Annotated in this window: 15 protein-coding genes; 7 read left to right on the top strand and 8 right to left on the bottom strand. The window is 55.7% G+C overall.

Going from position 1 to position 17,249, the window contains the following annotated elements:
- The coding region (locus B9A24_RS01620) for a beta strand repeat-containing protein (RefSeq protein WP_200813846.1) at nucleotides 1–1,863 on the bottom strand (1,863 nt) is incomplete at its 3' end.
- A gap of 2,071 nt (nucleotides 1,864–3,934) precedes the next feature.
- Here B9A24_RS01620 and B9A24_RS01625 point away from each other — a divergent pair.
- Together B9A24_RS01625 and B9A24_RS01630 are read left to right on the top strand one after the other, a co-directional pair.
- The gene (locus B9A24_RS01625) at nucleotides 3,935–4,261 is read left to right on the top strand and encodes a dihydrofolate reductase family protein (protein ID WP_084443388.1); all 327 of its coding nucleotides are present in this window, start codon (nucleotides 3,935–3,937) and stop codon (nucleotides 4,259–4,261) included.
- A gap of 3 nt (nucleotides 4,262–4,264) precedes the next feature.
- Complete coding sequence (locus B9A24_RS01630; RefSeq protein ID WP_262490575.1) at nucleotides 4,265–4,465, top strand: dihydrofolate reductase family protein; 201 nt, start codon at nucleotides 4,265–4,267, stop codon at nucleotides 4,463–4,465.
- A 97-nt stretch (nucleotides 4,466–4,562) separates the two neighbouring features.
- On the opposite strand, the gene B9A24_RS01635 is transcribed toward B9A24_RS01630, so the two are convergent.
- The 4 genes from B9A24_RS01635 to B9A24_RS01650 all read right to left on the bottom strand — a co-directional run bounded on the left by B9A24_RS01635 (nucleotide 4,563) and on the right by B9A24_RS01650 (nucleotide 9,157).
- Nucleotides 4,563–5,243, bottom strand: coding sequence for a phosphatidylserine decarboxylase family protein (locus B9A24_RS01635; protein ID WP_084443390.1), 681 nt, complete (start codon nucleotides 5,241–5,243; stop codon nucleotides 4,563–4,565).
- A 256-nt stretch (nucleotides 5,244–5,499) separates the two neighbouring features.
- Nucleotides 5,500–6,786 carry a Glu/Leu/Phe/Val family dehydrogenase gene (locus B9A24_RS01640; RefSeq protein ID WP_084443391.1) on the bottom strand — a complete coding sequence of 429 codons (1,287 nt, stop codon included), beginning with the start codon at nucleotides 6,784–6,786 and terminating at the stop codon, nucleotides 5,500–5,502.
- 313 nt (nucleotides 6,787–7,099) lie between these two features.
- Complete coding sequence (locus B9A24_RS01645; protein ID WP_143434699.1) at nucleotides 7,100–8,071, bottom strand: phosphatidate cytidylyltransferase; 972 nt, start codon at nucleotides 8,069–8,071, stop codon at nucleotides 7,100–7,102.
- Between the two features lie 33 nt (nucleotides 8,072–8,104).
- Entirely contained in the window at nucleotides 8,105–9,157 is a 1,053-nt protein-coding gene (locus tag B9A24_RS01650) for a CPBP family intramembrane glutamic endopeptidase (RefSeq protein ID WP_084443393.1), read from the bottom strand.
- Nucleotides 9,158–9,316: 159 nt separating this feature from the next.
- Between B9A24_RS01650 and dusB the strand changes: the two genes are divergently transcribed.
- Together dusB and B9A24_RS01660 are read left to right on the top strand one after the other, a co-directional pair.
- Entirely contained in the window at nucleotides 9,317–10,309 is a 993-nt protein-coding gene (dusB, locus tag B9A24_RS01655) for a tRNA dihydrouridine synthase DusB (RefSeq protein ID WP_084443394.1), read from the top strand.
- Nucleotides 10,310–10,471: 162 nt separating this feature from the next.
- Nucleotides 10,472–11,410 (top strand): DMT family transporter, encoded by a 939-nt coding sequence (locus B9A24_RS01660; protein ID WP_084443395.1) that lies wholly within the window; start codon nucleotides 10,472–10,474, stop codon nucleotides 11,408–11,410.
- A 267-nt stretch (nucleotides 11,411–11,677) separates the two neighbouring features.
- Here B9A24_RS01660 and B9A24_RS01665 read toward each other — a convergent pair whose 3' ends face one another.
- Together B9A24_RS01665 and B9A24_RS01670 are read right to left on the bottom strand one after the other, a co-directional pair.
- Nucleotides 11,678–12,658 carry a lipid A deacylase LpxR family protein gene (locus B9A24_RS01665; RefSeq protein ID WP_084443396.1) on the bottom strand — a complete coding sequence of 327 codons (981 nt, stop codon included), beginning with the start codon at nucleotides 12,656–12,658 and terminating at the stop codon, nucleotides 11,678–11,680.
- Between the two features lie 60 nt (nucleotides 12,659–12,718).
- The gene (locus tag B9A24_RS01670) at nucleotides 12,719–13,009 is read right to left on the bottom strand and encodes a transposase (protein ID WP_159451914.1); all 291 of its coding nucleotides are present in this window, start codon (nucleotides 13,007–13,009) and stop codon (nucleotides 12,719–12,721) included.
- Here B9A24_RS01670 and B9A24_RS21955 point away from each other — a divergent pair.
- Entirely contained in the window at nucleotides 12,995–13,312 is a 318-nt protein-coding gene (locus B9A24_RS21955; RefSeq protein WP_159451915.1) for a hypothetical protein, read from the top strand. The genes B9A24_RS01670 and B9A24_RS21955 overlap by 15 nt on opposite strands.
- 29 nt (nucleotides 13,313–13,341) lie before the next feature.
- Here B9A24_RS21955 and B9A24_RS01675 read toward each other — a convergent pair whose 3' ends face one another.
- Nucleotides 13,342–15,087 carry an amino acid permease gene (locus tag B9A24_RS01675; RefSeq protein ID WP_084443398.1) on the bottom strand — a complete coding sequence of 582 codons (1,746 nt, stop codon included), beginning with the start codon at nucleotides 15,085–15,087 and terminating at the stop codon, nucleotides 13,342–13,344.
- A 226-nt stretch (nucleotides 15,088–15,313) separates the two neighbouring features.
- Here B9A24_RS01675 and B9A24_RS01680 point away from each other — a divergent pair, with 226 nt between their 5' ends.
- The gene (locus B9A24_RS01680; RefSeq protein WP_084443399.1) at nucleotides 15,314–16,081 is read left to right on the top strand and encodes a carboxypeptidase-like regulatory domain-containing protein; all 768 of its coding nucleotides are present in this window, start codon (nucleotides 15,314–15,316) and stop codon (nucleotides 16,079–16,081) included.
- Between the two features lie 48 nt (nucleotides 16,082–16,129).
- Entirely contained in the window at nucleotides 16,130–17,248 is a 1,119-nt protein-coding gene (locus tag B9A24_RS01685) for a lipocalin family protein (RefSeq protein WP_084443400.1), read from the top strand.
- Nucleotide 17,249 lies beyond the last annotated feature (1 nt).

Here is a 17,249-nt window from a genome sequence, read left to right on the forward strand (position 1 = left end):
ACTTATACTCTTGTAGTTACCCGTAACGACTACTGCAATATTCAGGGTAGCGGCGGTACCACTAATGCTGTATTGCACATTAGCAGCAGCAGTTCCTACCGTCAAATCGCCAGGATTAACCACGCCAACCGGCAGATTCTGAGCGCCATTGATAGGGGTAAGTGAGGTGCCGTTACGAACGAAGAACGATACTTTAGCAGTTGTGATATTGCCAGTAAAGTTGGCGTTGTTCTTCACGGTGGCCACCAGGTTCAAAGTAGCCGTGTTGCTGCTCGTGCCCGACGTCCAGAAGTAGCTAGAGCCCGTGTAGTAGGTATCAGCAACTGGGCTAGCTGTTTGTGGTGTGATAGTAAGTGCCACCGGGTTACTAGAGGCAGACTTATAGTTATCATTTCCAGCAAATGAAGCTATTACTGTGTAGTTGCCTGCATTGGTCGGAGCTGTAGCACTTGGACCGTAAGCAACGCCACCATTGCTGGTACCACTATAGCTTAGGGTTACGGACGATAAGACCTCAGCTGGTGTTCCAACCCCTGTCGCTGAACCGCTGCCATTATGCATTTCGCCATCATATATGAAGGTTCCGCCAGTAGCTGTTACAGTTGGAGTAGCCTGCGTGATGTTAGCCGAGGTTGAGACAGTAGTATTGATTGCCAAGCTATAGTTGCTGGCCTGTGTACCGCCCAAACTTAGGTTACTGGCTGTGACAGTGCGGGTGCCAACATTGGCGTTATCGAAACTCTTGGCCCCGACTACCAGCGTCACCGCCGTTTCTCCGGTTACCATACCTGTCAGCGACTGGCTGCTTAGAGTAGCGGCCGTGGTACCATCATACACTTTGTTGCTGGCAGTAATCATTGGCGTGAGCTGCTTGGCCGTTATGTTGGCCGTCAGCCCGGTGGGCTGAGTCAAGGTATAATTGCTCGAGGACACGCCCAAGCCCGTCACGTTTACAGCTTTGCCGTTGGCCACTGCCGCCGTGGCAAATGTGGCGGGGGCAGTCGTCGAAGTCAGCGTTACCGTTTCGCCTGTCACCACTCCCGACAAGGTCGCGCCAGTGGTGGTGAGGGTCGCAGCAGTCTTGCCATCGTACACTTTGTTGTCAGCCGTTACCCCAGCTACCGTCAACGCTTTGGCCGTGATGTCGGCCGTGGTGGTTACCGCCGGCGTCGTGTTCAGCGAGTAGTTGCCTCGGGCATCCCCGCCCAGCACAGCACCGGTCAAGGTCACCGTCTTGCCGGTGGCTACGCTCGCCGTGGCAAACGTGGCCGTGCCCCCCGTCAGGCTGACCTTGTCCGCATCGGCCGACAACACCCCGCTTAAGCTATGGGTCAGGATCGTGGCGCTGGTATTGCCGTCATACACCTTGTTATCAGCCGTGAAAGAGGCCGTCAACGCTTTGGCCGTGATCACCAGGTTAGCGCCCGCATACGTCAGCTCGTAGTTGGTACCGGCGGAGAACGTGCCTTGCGTGATAGCATACGTGCCCACCGAGTTGCCCGGCTCGCGCGTTAGCGCGCCGGAGAAGCTGTCGCCCGTAACTAAGCTACCGCTGGTCACCTTGTAGGTCAGGCTCGGCTCCGTGCCGCCGTAGGTCTTGCTTTGTGCATCGGCCGTCACCGTAATCGGACGAGCGCCGATCACCAGGTTAGCGCCCGCATACGTCAGCTCGTAGTTGGTACCGGCCGTCAAGGCACCCGTGGTGCGGGTGTTGGTGATGGCGTAGGTGCCCACGCTCTCCCCCGGCGCACGCGTCAGGCTACCCGTGAACGAGTCCCCGCTCACCAGGCTACCGCTGGTCACCTTGTAGGTCAGGCTCGGCTCCGTGCCGCCGTAGGTCTTGCTTTGTGCATCGGCCGTCACCGTAATCGGACGAGCGCCGATAGTTAAAGCTTTAGTAGCATCACTAACACCCTGAAAGCTAGTGTTACCTGCGTAAGAGTAAGTTATAGACAGAGGTGAAGACCCTACGCCAAGAGAACCTGTGTTAAAATCAGATGTAAAGCCCCCCGTAGAATTGATAGAGGCATTCTGTGTAACACCATTTAATGTTATAGCTACATTACCCGTTGGGACTGCGCCTGTACTAGAAGTGATAGTACCAGATAAAGCCGTGGTAGCTGTACCGTAGGAGACAGTAGGTGCTGAAAGGGTCAAAAATGACGTTGTCGCTTTAGTAGCAACTACATTGAAAGTCGCTGCAGTTGATGTTCCTCCCCCCGGGGCTGGCGTAAAGACAGTAATGTTGTACGAGCCAGCAGTTGTCAGATCAGTTGCTGGAATGCTTGCCGTGAGAGAAGTAGCACTTACATAAGTAGTAGGCCTGTCTGTCCCATTGAAGCGGACTTTAGATGTCGATAAAAAATTAGTACCTGTTACTGTTAATGTGAATGCTGCATCACCAACATTCTTACTTGTGGGAGAGATACTAGTTATCGTAGGAGCTGCGGGAGCATAGGTAGATGTTATTGTTATTGCACCTGTACCTACATTAGTAGACATGTCATATTGCTTTCTATCTGGACCTGTACCAGGTGTATTGCTGCCTGCAGGTGTAAGCCCGGTTGCTGTATAAGTAACATTACCAACAAGGATACTTGCTGGGAAGGTATAATAAAGCAATGAGCTATTATCTACTGCTATAGCAGAAGAGGTTGGAACAGATATTGATCCGCTATAAATAAGAGTATTAGAACCGCTTTTGTAATTATAAGATGCTGGGACACTAAGTGTCGTGCCTGATGGCAACCCTGACGTAGTTAACGTTACGTTTGCATCTGTGAATACCGTCGTTGCTGTATACCCGCTTTGTTTCCCTACAGCAGTTACTGTAAACTTCACCCCCAAATGCCGCTGCTCAATGGCATAATCAATCTGCCAGGTACCGTCGGCCTTGATAGCTAAATCATAGATGTGGAAATCAGGGTATTCGGGTTCTTCTTTGAACTCGACGTGCACCATCTGATCCTGGCTCCAGCCGGCTCCTCTTATGTGAGCGGTTTCACCCGGAGCATAGTCATCCTTATCAGAGGTGACCGTCTGAGCCATTACGCCTGCGGAGGAAAGCAGGCTTAGTAACAAGAACAGCAAGAACCCGTAGGCCTTGACGTGTATCCTGCTTTTATGGGTGGGTAAGAGTGTAATCATAAAGGTAGTATGAGAGGTAAAAGGTGTGTTAATGCTTATTATTTAAGTACAAAAAACAAAGGCTAAGCAACTAGGTAAAGAGAGCTATAAGTAGTAAAGCGATGAATGCTGGGAATTAGAGCCTATTGGCCAATTTATATGTGAATATCTAATAAAAAATGTAACCGTTCTAACTTTTTCAGAATTTTAACAACAATTTTATAAACTATCAGTAAGTGCTTGATTTTACTCGCCCAACGCCTGAATAGAGTCTACTAATAACAGATAAGTAAAGAAGGTCGAACCCTCCTGAATTTAGCGATTAGCCCAATTGTCGAGCTTGAGAGCTCATAAGAGCTTTAATGACATTTATGATATTAGTGTATTGATATTCAATATGTTAAATCAAAAAGAGGGCTTTGCCTGTGGCGACTTATGTTATTTACTCTATACTCGAATAAGTCAAAATAATAAAGGCTTAATGCCCGGTTGCATATAGCGGAATAACACCTCAGCTTGGATTTGAGCTAAAGCGTTGAATAAGCTGAATCAGGTCGCTTAGATGCTTAAAGGACCTAAGTGGCTCTATTTTCAAGTTGGACCTTTCGAAGAATCTATGATTTGAGTTATACTGATGGCTTCACCCAGTATTTATTGTAGCGAAGGTGGCGCACGGAAGGAAGCGTCGCCTGAAGTGTGAACCTGCTACCTTGAAAATGTTCTGTGTATAAAGTCAGTAACGTAGCTAAGCTTAAGAGACTCAGAAGGTAGCTGACGGTACCATCGTACACTTCCTATAGCCAGCCGGATGCGGAAAGCCGTCTTTTACATAGCCGCCAGTCTCGATGGCTTCATTGCGTCAGCCGATGGCTCGATAGCGTGGCTGCCTACGCCAGCGCCGGGGGAGGATTATGGCTACGCCGACTTTATTGCTACCGTAGATACGGCTTTACTGGGTCGCACAACCTACGAGCAGGTAGTCGGTTTTGGTGAATGGCCCTATCCTACTCTTACTACCTATGTTTTCACGCATAAGCCCCCGGCGGAGGCGGCACATCCGTCGGTCCGGTTTGTGACTTCAGACCCAGCGGAGGCCGTGAGGCAGCTGCGGCAGGAAAGCGGCGGCACTATCTAGCTGATCGGGGGTAGTACGCTCGCCGCTCCATTGCTGGACGCGGAGCTGGTAGATGAACTGATGCTGTTTGTGGTGCCCAGATTGCTGGGCGCCGGCATTCCGCTGTGGCGGCAGGGCCACTCGCGGCCGCTGAAGCTACTGCGCACCCACGCCTGGCCTGATGGCATGGTACTACTGCACTATCAGATAGCTGGCAGTGAATAAACTCAGCACAAAAAAGCCCCCCAGAACTGGTCTGGGGGGCTTTTTTGTGCTGAAGACAATTAGCAGTATCTACGCGGAATCGGTTAACACTGTGATCTTAGAAAAGGCTGGGCGTCTGGGTTTTCAGCTGGGCAATAACGGTTTCGCCACCCTTTACTTTATCCCCAAGCTTCACCTTCAGCTCCGTATCCAGAGGCACATACACGTCGACGCGGGAGCCGAATTTGATGAAGCCGAACTCTTCGCCCTGGCTTACCTCGTCGCCCTCGCTCACGTACCACACAATGCGGCGGGCCATGGCGCCAGCAATCTGGCGGAAGAGCACCATGGGGCCGGCCTCCGACTGCACTACAACCGTGGTGCGCTCGTTTTTGGTGCTGCTTTTGGGGTGCCAGGCTACAAGGTAGTTGCCCGGATGATACTTGAAGTAGCGCACCACGCCCGAAATCGGGTTGCGGGTGATGTGCACGTTGATGGGCGACATGAAGATGCTGATCTGCTTGCGCGTATCGTCGAAATACTCCGGCTCGTGCACGTCTTCAATCACGACTACTTTGCCATCGGCGGGGGCAATGAGCAGGTCTTCGTGGGTAAGCAGATTGCGGTAAGGGCTGCGGAAAAATTGCAACAACAGCAAAAACGCTACTGCCGATACCCCGACGAAAATGATGTTGAAGGTTTCGTTGCGACTATTAAACCGGAACAGCAACAAATTAACGGCTAGCAGAGCCAGCAGCGTAAAGAATAGTATGCGTCGTCCTTCTTTGTGAATCTTCATAAATCGCAGATTAGCTGCGCTGACCTAAGGATGAACCCAACCGGCAACGTGCGCAGCTACAGGTGTTCTACTAAGCAAACAAATAAGAAAACTGATAAAGTTGCCGAGCTTAGCCACGAATGTACAAAAGCCTGACAAAGATAGCCCGGACCAAATGGTCCGGGCTATCAATCTGCAAGTTTTACAACTACTCTGTTTGCATACGCACAACTCAGCTAAATGGTCTAACTGACATTGTGCGTAACATATTCAGGGCTTAGTAGCCACCGCGGAATTTGTAGGTCTGGGCTACTTTGTCAATGGCAACGATATAAGCCGCGATGCGCATCGGCACTTTATACTTCTGGCTGGTGGCGTATACTTTCTCAAAAGCATCGTTCATGATGCGGGCCGCACGCTCAATCACCATGCCCTCGCTCCACTTGTAGCCTAGGCGGTTCTGCACCCACTCGAAGTAGGACACGGTAACGCCGCCGGAGTTAGCCAGAATATCAGGCACTACCATAATGCCCTTACGGTTGATGATGTCGTCGGCGCTGGCCGAGGTAGGGCCGTTGGCACCTTCCACGATCAGCTTAGCCTGAATTCGCTCGGCGTTGTGCTCCGTAATTACATCCTCTACGGCAGCGGGCACCAATACGTCTACGGCGCTGATCAGCAGGTCGTCGGGATCCATGGAGGTGGCACCAGTGTAGCCTTCTAAGCGGCCATTGTGGGCGTTTTTGTAGGCAATGGCCTCGTCAATGTTGATACCCTCTTCGTTCCAGTAGGCACCGCTGATGTCTGATACGCCTTTGATTTTCACGCCTTTCTCGCAGAGCAGCTTGGCCGCCCAGGAGCCTACGTTGCCAAAGCCTTGTACTGCCGCCGACGACTTGGTGGGGTCCATGCCGAGCTTTTTCATAGCGGCAATGGCGGATACCATTACGCCCCGGCCCGTAGCCTCTACCCGGCCCAGTGAGCCGCCCATTACCAGGGGCTTACCCGTCACGACGGCGGGTGAAGTCATACCGGTAGTTTTGGAAAACTCGTCCATGAGCCAGGCCATTTCGCGCGGGCCGGTACCCATGTCAGGGGCCGGGATGTCGCGGTCGGGACCGAACACGTCTTTCAGCGCCAGGGTGTAGCCACGAGTCATGCGCTCAATTTCGCCGGCGCTCATCGTGGTGGGGTCGCAGATGATGCCGCCTTTGGCTCCGCCATAGGGAATATCGACTACGGCGCACTTCCAGGTCATCCAGGCCGCCAGGGCTTTCACCTCGTCTAAGTGAACGTGGATATCATAGCGGATACCGCCTTTCGACGGGCCCAGAATCGTATTGTGCACGACGCGGTAGCCTTCAAACACCCGAATCTGCCCATTGTCCATGGTCACCGGGATGTTGACGATTACCTGCTTGTCAGGCGCTTTCAGCACATTATAAGTTGATTCATCCAAACCCAGAATCTCCGCCGCGATATTAAAGCGCGACATCATTGATTCAAGCGGGTTTTCGCGGTCCACGATAGGGGCCGGTTCTTTGTACACCGTGGTGACAGCCATACAGGAGGGAGGGTTGAAAAAGGGTGGGATTATAAGTTGAGGCGCGGTTGGGCCGGGTGGAGCCATAAACGCGCCCTGTATTTGGGGTAGCCAAAGGTACTAGGTTTGGACATACGCTAACTAAGACCGCCAGGGGCCATGCCGTGCAATAATTGCCCCAATCCTTTATCTACGCTTTGTTGAGAGCCTAGAAACAGGCTTTTGTTTCGTGGCTGCACCTGCTATTTCTGACCGGGGGCTTTTTAGCGAACAGCTCCAAGTGGCGAATAGCGTAGGCCAGGCCAAATGGATAAACAGGCTGTCAGGGCAAGCCTCAACCTACCAGCAGCTGCAACAGCACCAGCACCGGCAGCACCAGCAGCAAGGCATCGAACCTATCCAGCAGCCCGCCGTGGCCGGGCAGAATACGGCCCGAGTCCTTTACGCCCACGCTGCGCTTGAGCATCGACTCGGCCAGGTCGCCGAGCACCCCAAATACGGCCACCACGGCGGCCGCCACCAGACGGTGCACGAGGGGCATATCGGGCAGCAAATAGCCTAAAGCCCAGCCCATTGCCAAGGTGAGCAGAGTGCCACCAATCCAGCCTTCCCAGGTTTTGCCGGGCGAGATGTTGGGGGCCAATTTATGCTTGCCCAGGGTCTTGCCGGCGATGTATGCGCCCGTGTCGGCAGTCCAGACGAGGAATAATAGGGCGAGGACGCGGCGGAAGTCATAGCCATCTTTGGTAAAGGCCAGCACGCTAAGCAAACTCATCGGAATGCTCACGTAAAACAAGCCCAGTAGATTCACACCAATGTTTCCGAAGGGATTTTTAGACCGCGGCCAGAGAATCATTTCCCGTAAAATCAGCAGGACCGGGATAATGACCAAGCTGCTGAGCAGAGCCCGCTGAATTAAGAATCCAAAGGAGTAAAAAGAAAGGGGGCTGCCGGCGGCTGTATCGGCGTTATAAATCTGAATGGCAGAGCTGCTATCGGTATTGTAATGATCTGCTCCCGCAAGGTAGTGTATTCCCAAAAAGAGCAGCACACTCACGCCTACTCCCATAGCCGCTACCGGGGCATAGCCGGTTTGCCGCATCATACGGTAAAACTCCAGTAGCATCTTGGCCTGCACTAGGGCAAAAAACACCGCGAAGCTCCACGCGCTGTACCAGATGCAGCCCAGCAGCAGCACCGCGCCCAAGGCGCCGAATAGCACACGCTGCGCCAGGTTGGACATCGGCTTCCTGCCCGGCGGCTGGTCAGTCAGAGTAGATTCGGCTGGGGCGGGTGTGGGGGGCAAAATGGAGCGTTTTGTTAACGAAAATTTTGAGACTTAGGAAGCTGGCTGGTCACGATCCGCATCAACGCCCCGGCCACTGAGCGTGTGGCGCTCATGTGGGACTGGCGCATCGGCGGAGCGCACGGCTACGCCGGTGCTGCCAATGGTATGAGCTTCAGTGGGCTCGGCGCTGGGGGCCATTTTTTGGTATAAATAATACAGTAAACCAGCCGAGAGCAACGCTGATAGCAAGACCAGCGGCCAGGGAAGGCTCTCGTTCGAGTCGGGGTCGAAGGTGGTGGTAAGAGCGCGCTGCTGCACCAGGTATAGCAGCAAAAGCTGAAAAGCATTCTGGGTGAAGTGCGCCGCCATAGGCACCAGAATATTACCGCTCCAGGCGTAGAGATACCCAAAAACCACACCCAGAGCGAGGCGCGGAATGAAGCCAAAAAACTGAAAGTGAATGGCGCTGAAAATCGCCGCCGCCAGCCAGATGCCGACGTGGTGACTGCCGGTCCACCGCACCAGATTGCGCTGTACCACGCCCCGAAACACTAACTCTTCGCTGATGGCGGGCACTATCGCAATGACCAGCAAAGCCACCAGCAGGCGCGTCACCGAATTAAATTGCGTCAGCGACTTGGTCATGGCCTGCGCTTGGTCTTCCATTTGGCGGGCCCAGGTTTCGAAGCCTTGCATGAAGGCGGGGAAGTGCATGCCGGCATTCCACTCCACCAGACTCGACATGGCCGGCAAACTGATAATAACGAGGACACCAGCCAGCAGCAGCCACTCGGTGCGCGTGGGTCGGCGGGGGGCAAAATAGTCGGCCCAGCGGTAGCCCTGCATCCAGGCCAGCACCAGGGCCGAGCCGGCAAAACCAATAAACAAGGTCAGGCCCTGGCTGAGCATGAGCAACGACCAGCCATTGGGGTCCGAGTCGGGTCGGCGGGTGACGTTACCCATCTCCAGCAAGCCGATGCCGTAGATGCTGCTGGCCAGAATAGCGATGAAGAAAGTAGCCACGCACAGCGCGCCCACCATCAGGCCAACGAGCAAGAGCAGGGTCAGCAACGGGTGCAAGCGGCTGGACACGAAACCTTTCATCGGTGTTGGATTGTAGAGGTGAGAGCTTAGAAGGATGAAGTGAGACCTTATTCTACCTTATTCTACGCAGAACGAAAGTCTCACCTCTCACTTCTCCGCACTCGCTTCTAAAGAAGGGAAGTGTCGTAAATTTGCGCAAATTCCTCTAACCGTCTACTTGTGGTACACATCCGCGACTTAGCTCTGCCCGATTTCCCGTTGCTTTTGGCTCCCATGGAGGACGTATCCGACCCGCCATTCCGGGCCGTGTGCAAAGCCAATGGGGCCGATTTGATGTACACCGAGTTTATTTCCTCAGAAGGTCTGATCCGCGACGCGGCCAAGAGCCGCAAAAAGCTCGACGTGTTCGACTACGAGCGGCCCATCGGCATTCAGCTTTTTGGCTCCGACGTAGCCACGATGGGCGAGTGCGCCGCCATCAGCACCGCCGCCGGCCCCGACCTGATTGATATCAACTACGGCTGCCCCGTGAAGCAGGTAGCCTGCCGGGGTGCCGGGGCGGCTTTGCTGCGCGACATTCCGAAAATGGTAGAAATGACGTCGGCCGTGGTACGCAACACCCACCTGCCCGTGACGGTAAAAACCCGTCTGGGCTGGGACGACGACACCAAAAATGTGGAGGAAGTAGCCGAGCGCCTGCAAGATATTGGCATCGAGGCCCTCACCGTGCATGGCCGCACCCGCGTGCAGCTCTACAAGGGCGAGGCCGACTGGACCCTGATTCACCGCATCAAAAACAACCCGCGCATTCGCATCCCCATCTTCGGCAACGGCGACGTCGACTCGCCCGAGAAGGCCCTGCTCTATAAAGAGCGCTACGGCGTGGATGGTATTATGATAGGCCGGGCCAGCATTGGCTACCCCTGGATTTTCCGTGAAATAAAGCACTACCTGGCCACCGGCGAAAAGCTGGCCCCGCCCACTATTGAGGAGCGCGTAGCGATGTGCCGCATGCACTTTGAAAAAAGCATCGAGTGGAAAGGCCCCCGCGTGGGCGTGTTCGAGATGCGCCGCCACTATGCCCAGTACTTCCGCGGCCTGGAAGGTGCCAAGCAGTGGCGCACCCGCCTCGTGGACGCCGAGCAGCCCGAAATCATTCTGGAAATCCTGGAGGAAATAGCCGCTGCCGAACCAGTAATGGTGGGAATGTAGCGCTAAGCTTCCGCTTGGCGCACGAGCAGGGCGAGTGGTTGGAACCGCGCAATATTGCTTACGCGCAAAACTCGCTTCGCTCATGCACCAAGCTGGAGCTTGGCGTTACACTATTTTCGGTATTTGTTTCTTCTCCAAAAAAAGCCCCCCAGCCTCCCTTCAATGCCTCCTTCTATTACTGCTGCTCCGGCAGCCACCGTTGCGCCTGCCCAACGCATTCCGGCTTCGGCCTGGGTGCTGCTCGTTGTGCTGGCCAGCATCTGGGGCACCTCGTTTATTCTGATGAAAAAGGGGCTGGAGGTGTTTTCGGCCTTGGAGCTGGGCGCGGCGCGGGTGAGCATCGCGGCCCTGGTGATGCTGCCGTTCGGATTGCGCTATGTGCGGCGCGTGGAGCGCAGCCGGTTCAAGTATCTGCTGCTGAGCGGCGTGGTGGGCACGTTTATTCCGGCTTTCCTCTTCGCTTATGCCGAAACCAAGCTGGCCTCGGGGCTGGCCGGCGTGCTCAATGCGCTGACGGTGGTGTTTACGCTGCTCGTGGGAGCTATCTTTTTCCGGCAGCGCATCACGCCTATACGGGCGCTAGGCATCGGACTCGGTTTTGTGGGCACGGTGGTCCTGATGGGCCTGGGCGGCAGTGGTGGCTCAGCTACTCCTACTGGCTTGGGCAATGCCTGGTATGGCCTTTATATTATGCTGGCCACCATGGGCTACGGCATCAGCGTAAACGTGATTAAGCACCACCTGCACGGCATTCCTTCCCTGGCCGTCACCAGCTTACTTTTGCTGCTCATCGGGGGGCCGGCGCTGATTTTTCTTTTCGGCTTCACCGATTTTCCCACCAAGCTCGCCGCCGTGCCCGGTGCCTGGGAGGCTTTGGGCTATATCGCGCTGCTGGCCTTTATGAGCACGGCCGTCGCGATGGTGCTGTTTAATAAGCTCATTCAGGAGTCTACGGCGCTTTTCGCCAGCTCCAGTACCTATCTGGTCCCTATTGTGGCCCTGGGCTGGGGCGTATTGGATGGCGAAACCATCAACCTGCTGCATTGCTTGGGCATGATGATTATTCTGGGGGGCGTTTTTATGGTAAACAGAGCGAAGTAAATCTGCTGGTTTTACCACCTCGCGCAGCACCAGCCACTAGTTCTGGTGGCTATGCCCTACCAGCCGTGGCGCCACACCAGCAAACCCAGCACCGTGAAGGCTGCCAGGGCCAGGCTCCAGGGCCAATTAGCCTTTATAACCCGCCACCATTTGGTCGGCTTGCGACGTCTTTTTCGCCCTGCTTTTGGCATAGAATAATGTCCGTAATAAGCGTCAGGGCCGGATTTTTCGCCTCTGACCCGTGTACTCTGGCACCGGCTCCAACGCCTAAAAAGCCCCCCAGAAGTCGAATTGAAACCAGCGGTGCGTACGTCCGCCCCGAAACTCCGGCGAAACCCAGGTCGCCGACGGCTCGAAGCGCACACCGCCATAGGCGAGCACCAAGCCGCCGCTGCCTTGCACTACACCGCGCTTCAGTTGGCTCGCTTTCAGCGTATAAGGATTTTGACGATTAAGCATTCCGCCCTGCATCGTAGCGTTATATCCTACTACTCGTCCTTCCAGGCGGCTCTGGGCATAAATCTGGAATTTTTGCCCCCCAGCTCGGCCGGCAGCCGAGCTTACACCCAGGTTGTTGAAATACGGGTTCATCTTGCCTACGCGCACCAGCAAGCCAGTGGCAGCCAGCGTGTTCAACGTACCTACGGAGGCCCGCGCCGTACCGACCAGCTCCGCGAATTTGCTCCCTGCGGCCAACTGCTTTTCAACCGCCACCTGGTAGCCCAGCACCAGGTCGTTTTGCACCTGATAGTCCCAGCCGCGGGGCGTGGGCGCATCCAGCAGCTCGTGTACTTTAGTTTGAAAACCCTTAGCCCCGGCGGCCGGCCCCATAAAGCCCAAGTCGAGGCCAGCCGTGAGGCGCTGCCGCCGCTGCCGCTGATTAGCAATGCGATACAGCGAAGCATAGATATAGGAAGCATACGGCCGGTCGCCTACCCGGATAAAAGCATCCTGTATTCGCAGGGGCGTAAATCCGTCATAAAACAGCTTCACGCCATGGTAGCGCACGGCGGCCATTTTGCCCCCCAGCAGCATTTTATTAACCGGCGACCTGGCCAGAATGGGCAGTACCACATTCAAGGTCATGCCTTGGGTGAAATAATAATCGGTGCGAAAAAAGGCATCGTTGGCGAAGGAATAGGCAACGATGCGGTCAGGGCTGACGGTACTGCTATCGGGGGGCATTTTTTGGGCCCGGCCAGTTTCAGTGAGCGTCAGAAGCAGTAGTAAGCTTAGCCAGTAGCGCATAGGCTTTTACCTACGCAGCGCGTGGGCTATTCAGTTTGAAGTCGAGGCTGAGGTACAATGCTAGCGTAACTCCGTGTACAGGTAAGGCCAGTCGTGGAAGCGCTCGGCAAGACGCAGGCGTTGGGGGTGAGCCAGCACGTACTGGCGGATGCGGGCCAGCTCAGCGGCATCGGCCACGGCGTACTCATGGAAGCCGGGCTGCCAGAAATCGGCATCATGGGGCAATTGGCCGTGCAGATGGCGGCGAGCCAATGCGGCCGTACGCTGGTGCAGCAGCTCCAGGGCTTTGTACAGCGACAACCCAGATGACGCGGGCAGGTGCAGCACGGCATGGACGTGGTTGGGCACCATAGCAAAGCACAACACCCGAAAGTCCAGCTCTTCGAGCATGAGCAGCTCACCAGCCACGGCTTCGGCTATTTTCTCTTTGTCCAGCTAGTTCGGCTCTACGGTCGCGCCATCAAGCAAGGCATCAAAGTCGGCAAAAAACCGCTTATCTGCCTGGCGATGAGCAGCCTGAGCAGCGGCGGCAGTGGGCGCAGTACGGGCCGCTTCCTGAGCCGCCACGCGCTGCCCCAGCAACTCCCCCGCCAGCCGCCGCGGCACCGAGCCCGCCAGACGAAGCGTCAGCAGCAGGGTGTCGCCGGGCGGTAGCTGGGGTTCGGTCGTAAGCGTGGGCCGCGTTAGCTCTTCAGGCCCAGCTTACTATGCTTGTAGCCGTAACCGAAGTACACGCCCAAACCTAGCACCAGCCAGGCAAAGAACAACAGCCAATTATTTACTCCAAGCTGGGTCATCAGATACAAATTGATGAGCAGGCCCAGCACCGGCAACAGCGACAGTCGATTGCGGAAGGAAGCAATGCTCAGATACACGCAGAAGCCTAAGAACACCAGCATCGGGATGTAGTGGCGGAAACCTTCGTAGCCGCTGTCGCCGCGCACGGCACGGCCGAACTCTGCCACCTGCTCGCCGTTATACATCAGCAATAAAATGCCCCCCACGATTACCACGAGCGGCACCAGAAACTTGCCATTGAGGTAAGGTACCGTGAAGCGCGCCTCGGAAGTGCCGTGCGGATCAATTACCAGAATGCCGCCGCATACCAGCGCAAAAGCGAACAAGGTACCGATGCTGGTCAGGTCGATTACCAGTTCCATGTTGAGCAGCAAGGCCGGAACCCCCACAAACAGACCCGTGACGATGGTGCTGAACGAGGGCGTGCGGAAGCGCGGGTGTACGCGGGCAAACACGGGGGGCAAAAGTCCATCGCGCGACATCGACATCCAGATGCGCGGCTGCCCGATCTGGAACACGAGCAGCACCGAAGCCATCGCAAAAATGGCACTCACCGCCACTAGACCAGCGAGCTGGGGCAAACCCACTTTGGTGAACACGAAAGCCAGCGGGTCGCCCACGCCTAGCTCCGTGTAGGATACCATGCCCGTAAGCACCAGCGTGACAATAACATAGAGAATGGTGCAGATAATGAGGGCGTAAATCATGGCGCGGGGTAAGTCGCGCTGGGGATTCTTGCACTCTTCGGCCGTGGTACTGATGGCGTCGAAGCCGATGTAGGCGAAGAAGACGGCCGATACGCCCTTGAGCACGCCGCTCACGCCGTTGGGCGCGAAGGGTGTCCAGTTGCCGGTATTCACGTAAAAAATACCCACCAGAATCACCACTGCCACCACAATAAGCTTCAGCAGCACCAGCAGGTTGGAGGCATTCTTGGATTCCTTGATGCCCACGTACACCAGGCAGGTAATCAGGAAGGTGATGCCAAAGGCTGGCAGATCAATAACCAAACGTAGAGAGTCCGTGAGTACGGGGGCGGTGAGCCAGGTTTGATAGCCGGCCAGGTCGGCGGACGAAGCTTCGGACAGCGGCCGGCCGGCCAGCATCAGCTCCAGCACATTATGGTAGCCTTGGTAAGCGCTCTGAAAACCCATACTTAGGTAGGCAGGCACTTCCAGCCCAATGCCCTGCATAAGTCCGGTGAAGTAATCGGACCAGGAAATAGCCACCACGATGTTGCCCACGGTATACTCCATGATCAAAGCCCAGCCAATAATCCAAGCCGTCAGCTCGCCGAAGGAGGCGTAGGCGTAGGTATAAGCCGAGCCGCTGATGGGAATGGTGGCCGCAAACTGCGCGTAGCACAAAGCCGAAAAGGCGCAGGCAATGGCCGTAAATACAAAAAGCAGCGACACGGCCGGGCCACCGTCGTAGCTGGCGTTGCCGATGGTGCTGAAAATGCCGGCTCCAATAACGGCCGCGATGCCCAGGGCCGTAAGGTCGCGCACAGTGAGGTTGCGTTCCAGGGCACCTTCTTCCGTGCTGCCGGGGTGGGTGGCGGTATCGACGGGCGGGTTTTGCAGGATGGCGGAAATGTCTTTACGACGGAACAGGGAGGAGAAAGAACTCATTCGGCAGGGGCGAAGCAGAGGGTTTGGGGGGCAAAAGATAAAGAATATTGCGCCGGGGCTGCATACCCCGCCGGTAGCTTATTGTCAGATGGTGGTACCTGAAAGTAGAAGCAGTCTGTTGAGCGCTTTCTCTTGACTTACCTTTTTGCCCAAAAGTTTTCAGCCATCCCGTGTGGAATCGGGCGCGATGCGGCATCAAACAGGAAACCCGTAACCGCCAGCTGCCATGCCGCACCGCTCTACCATCACTGTTCCGAAGCCCTGCCACGAAGGCTGGGCTCAGATGAAACCCGCCGCCCAAGGCCGCCATTGCGCCGCCTGCGACAAAGTAGTAGTGGATTTCTCCCGCATGACCGATGCCGAAGTGCTCACCTGGATGCAGCGCCAGCAGTCGGGCCGAACTTGTGGGCGGTTTGCGACGCAACAGCTTAACCGACCACTGCTCCTGCCGCCTACCCCAGCGCCGCGTTGGCAGAAATGGGTAGCTGCAACTGCGGCCGTAATCGGGTTAGAGGTGGGAGGAGCGCATGAAGTCCAAGCTCAGCGCGCTATTCCGACTGAGCAGCATGTAATTACGATGGGAATGGTGGCGGTGCCGCGCCGCGTGTTGCCTTTATCACTCAATTTCCCGCCCCTGGTGATTCGGGGTATAGTGTTGGACTCCACTACCCAACAGCCGTTGCCTGGCGTCACCGTACTGATAGCAGATACCAACGTGGGAGTTAGCACTAATACTGATGGGCAATTCGAGCTGATTCTTCCTGACGAGTTTCGCCAAGCGAATGTCGTCAAGTTGCAATTCAACTCAATAGGTTATCTCCGGCAGGAGCATTTTATCAATCCACAAACACCTGATTCAGTTATTGTTACGCTTGCACAAGATACTAGAATGCTTTCAGGCGAACTGATGGTGGTTGGCGGTTACGAAAGCCCACCTTGGTACAGTCCGCGTGGCTTGTGGCAGCGGGCCACCTGGCTATTTCGACGCCACTAACTCAACTTTCAGCAAACCTTTTGCCCCCCAAAGGCATTCTTTCGGGGTATGAGAAATGTATTGCTGCTCGCCTTTTCGCTGTTCTTTGCTACTGCCTGCTCGCTTAAGCCTACCAATCAGCATGACGTGTTCACCGACCGCGCCCAACTGCCTCAGGAAGAAGCGCCCCACCTGCGCAACTCCCTGGAATGGTGGTACTTCACGGGTCATCTGAAAGATAAAGCCACCGGCCAGAGCTACGGGGTGGAGTACGTGTTTTTCCACTTCAACCCCACGGGCAAGCAGGACTATCAGATGGTCAACTTCGCCCTTACCGACCCGCAGACCAAGCAATTTCGCTACGACTATAAGGTGGAGCGGTTGCCCAAGCTCCTGCCCGCCACGCTGCCGCTCAGCCTTACAATGAAGAAAAAGGATGAGCGCTGGACGCTGAGCGGTCAGGAAGGGCGCTACCATCTGCAAGCCCGCATGGCTGCTCATCCGGGCTTGGCTGTGAACCTGACGACAACGCCCGCCAAGCCCATCCTGCTGCACGGCGGCACGGGCTACGAAACCTATGGCCCCACTGCTCAGGCTGGCTATTACAGCTTCCCGCGCCTCGCGGCCACCGGCACTATTGAGGTCGATGGTAAGCCCCGCGAGGTGGAAGGCGAACTGTGGTACGACCGCCAATGGAACTGTAACTCCGTGACCACGAAGGACCTGGGCTGGGATTGGTTTTCCATTCAGCTGGACGAGCCGCGGGAGGAAATCATGGCTTACCAGCTATTCAACAAAGCCACCGGCCAGAGCGTAAGCGGCGGCTCCCACTTTGGCCCCCAGGCCCAGAACACCCACCTCGCCGCCGACGATTTTCAGCTGGAAACCCTCGCTTACTGGACCAGCCCTACTTCCAAGCTGCGCTATCCCAGCCGGTGGCGGCTGCGGGTGCCCAGCCAGGGCTACGACCTTCTGATTGAACCTGTTATCCCCGACCAAGAGCTGACGCTAAAGCTGCTGCCCGGTATTAAAATGCACTATTGGGAAGGCATGTGCCGCGTAACGGGCACCCACAACGGTCAGCCCGTAACCGGCAACAGCTACGTGGAAATTACCAATCGCAAAGAAGTAAAATTGCAGCAGGGAAACCCAGTTCAAACCCCTGCGGCCAGTAGTATTACCCGTTAGT

The sequence above is a fragment of the Hymenobacter roseosalivarius DSM 11622 genome (genome assembly GCF_900176135.1).
Lineage (GTDB): Bacteria > Bacteroidota > Bacteroidia > Cytophagales > Hymenobacteraceae > Hymenobacter > Hymenobacter roseosalivarius.

Bases quoted from the DNA above. Each gene is read 5' to 3' on its own strand.
- B9A24_RS01625 (WP_084443388.1), top strand. From the start codon at position 3,935: ATGCGGAAAGCCGTCTTTTACATAGCCGCCAGTCTCGATGGCTTCATT.
- B9A24_RS01635 (WP_084443390.1), bottom strand. From the start codon at position 5,243: ATGAAGATTCACAAAGAAGGACGACGCATACTATTCTTTACGCTGCTG.
- B9A24_RS01640 (WP_084443391.1), bottom strand. From the start codon at position 6,786: ATGGCTGTCACCACGGTGTACAAAGAACCGGCCCCTATCGTGGACCGC.
- B9A24_RS01650 (WP_084443393.1), bottom strand. From the start codon at position 9,157: ATGAAAGGTTTCGTGTCCAGCCGCTTGCACCCGTTGCTGACCCTGCTC.
- B9A24_RS01660 (WP_084443395.1), top strand. From the start codon at position 10,472: ATGCCTCCTTCTATTACTGCTGCTCCGGCAGCCACCGTTGCGCCTGCC.
- B9A24_RS01665 (WP_084443396.1), bottom strand. From the start codon at position 12,658: ATGCGCTACTGGCTAAGCTTACTACTGCTTCTGACGCTCACTGAAACT.
- B9A24_RS01670 (WP_159451914.1), bottom strand. From the start codon at position 13,009: ATGGTGCCCAACCACGTCCATGCCGTGCTGCACCTGCCCGCGTCATCT.
- B9A24_RS01675 (WP_084443398.1), bottom strand. From the start codon at position 15,087: ATGAGTTCTTTCTCCTCCCTGTTCCGTCGTAAAGACATTTCCGCCATC.
- B9A24_RS01680 (WP_084443399.1), top strand. From the start codon at position 15,314: ATGCCGCACCGCTCTACCATCACTGTTCCGAAGCCCTGCCACGAAGGC.
- B9A24_RS01685 (WP_084443400.1), top strand. From the start codon at position 16,130: ATGAGAAATGTATTGCTGCTCGCCTTTTCGCTGTTCTTTGCTACTGCC.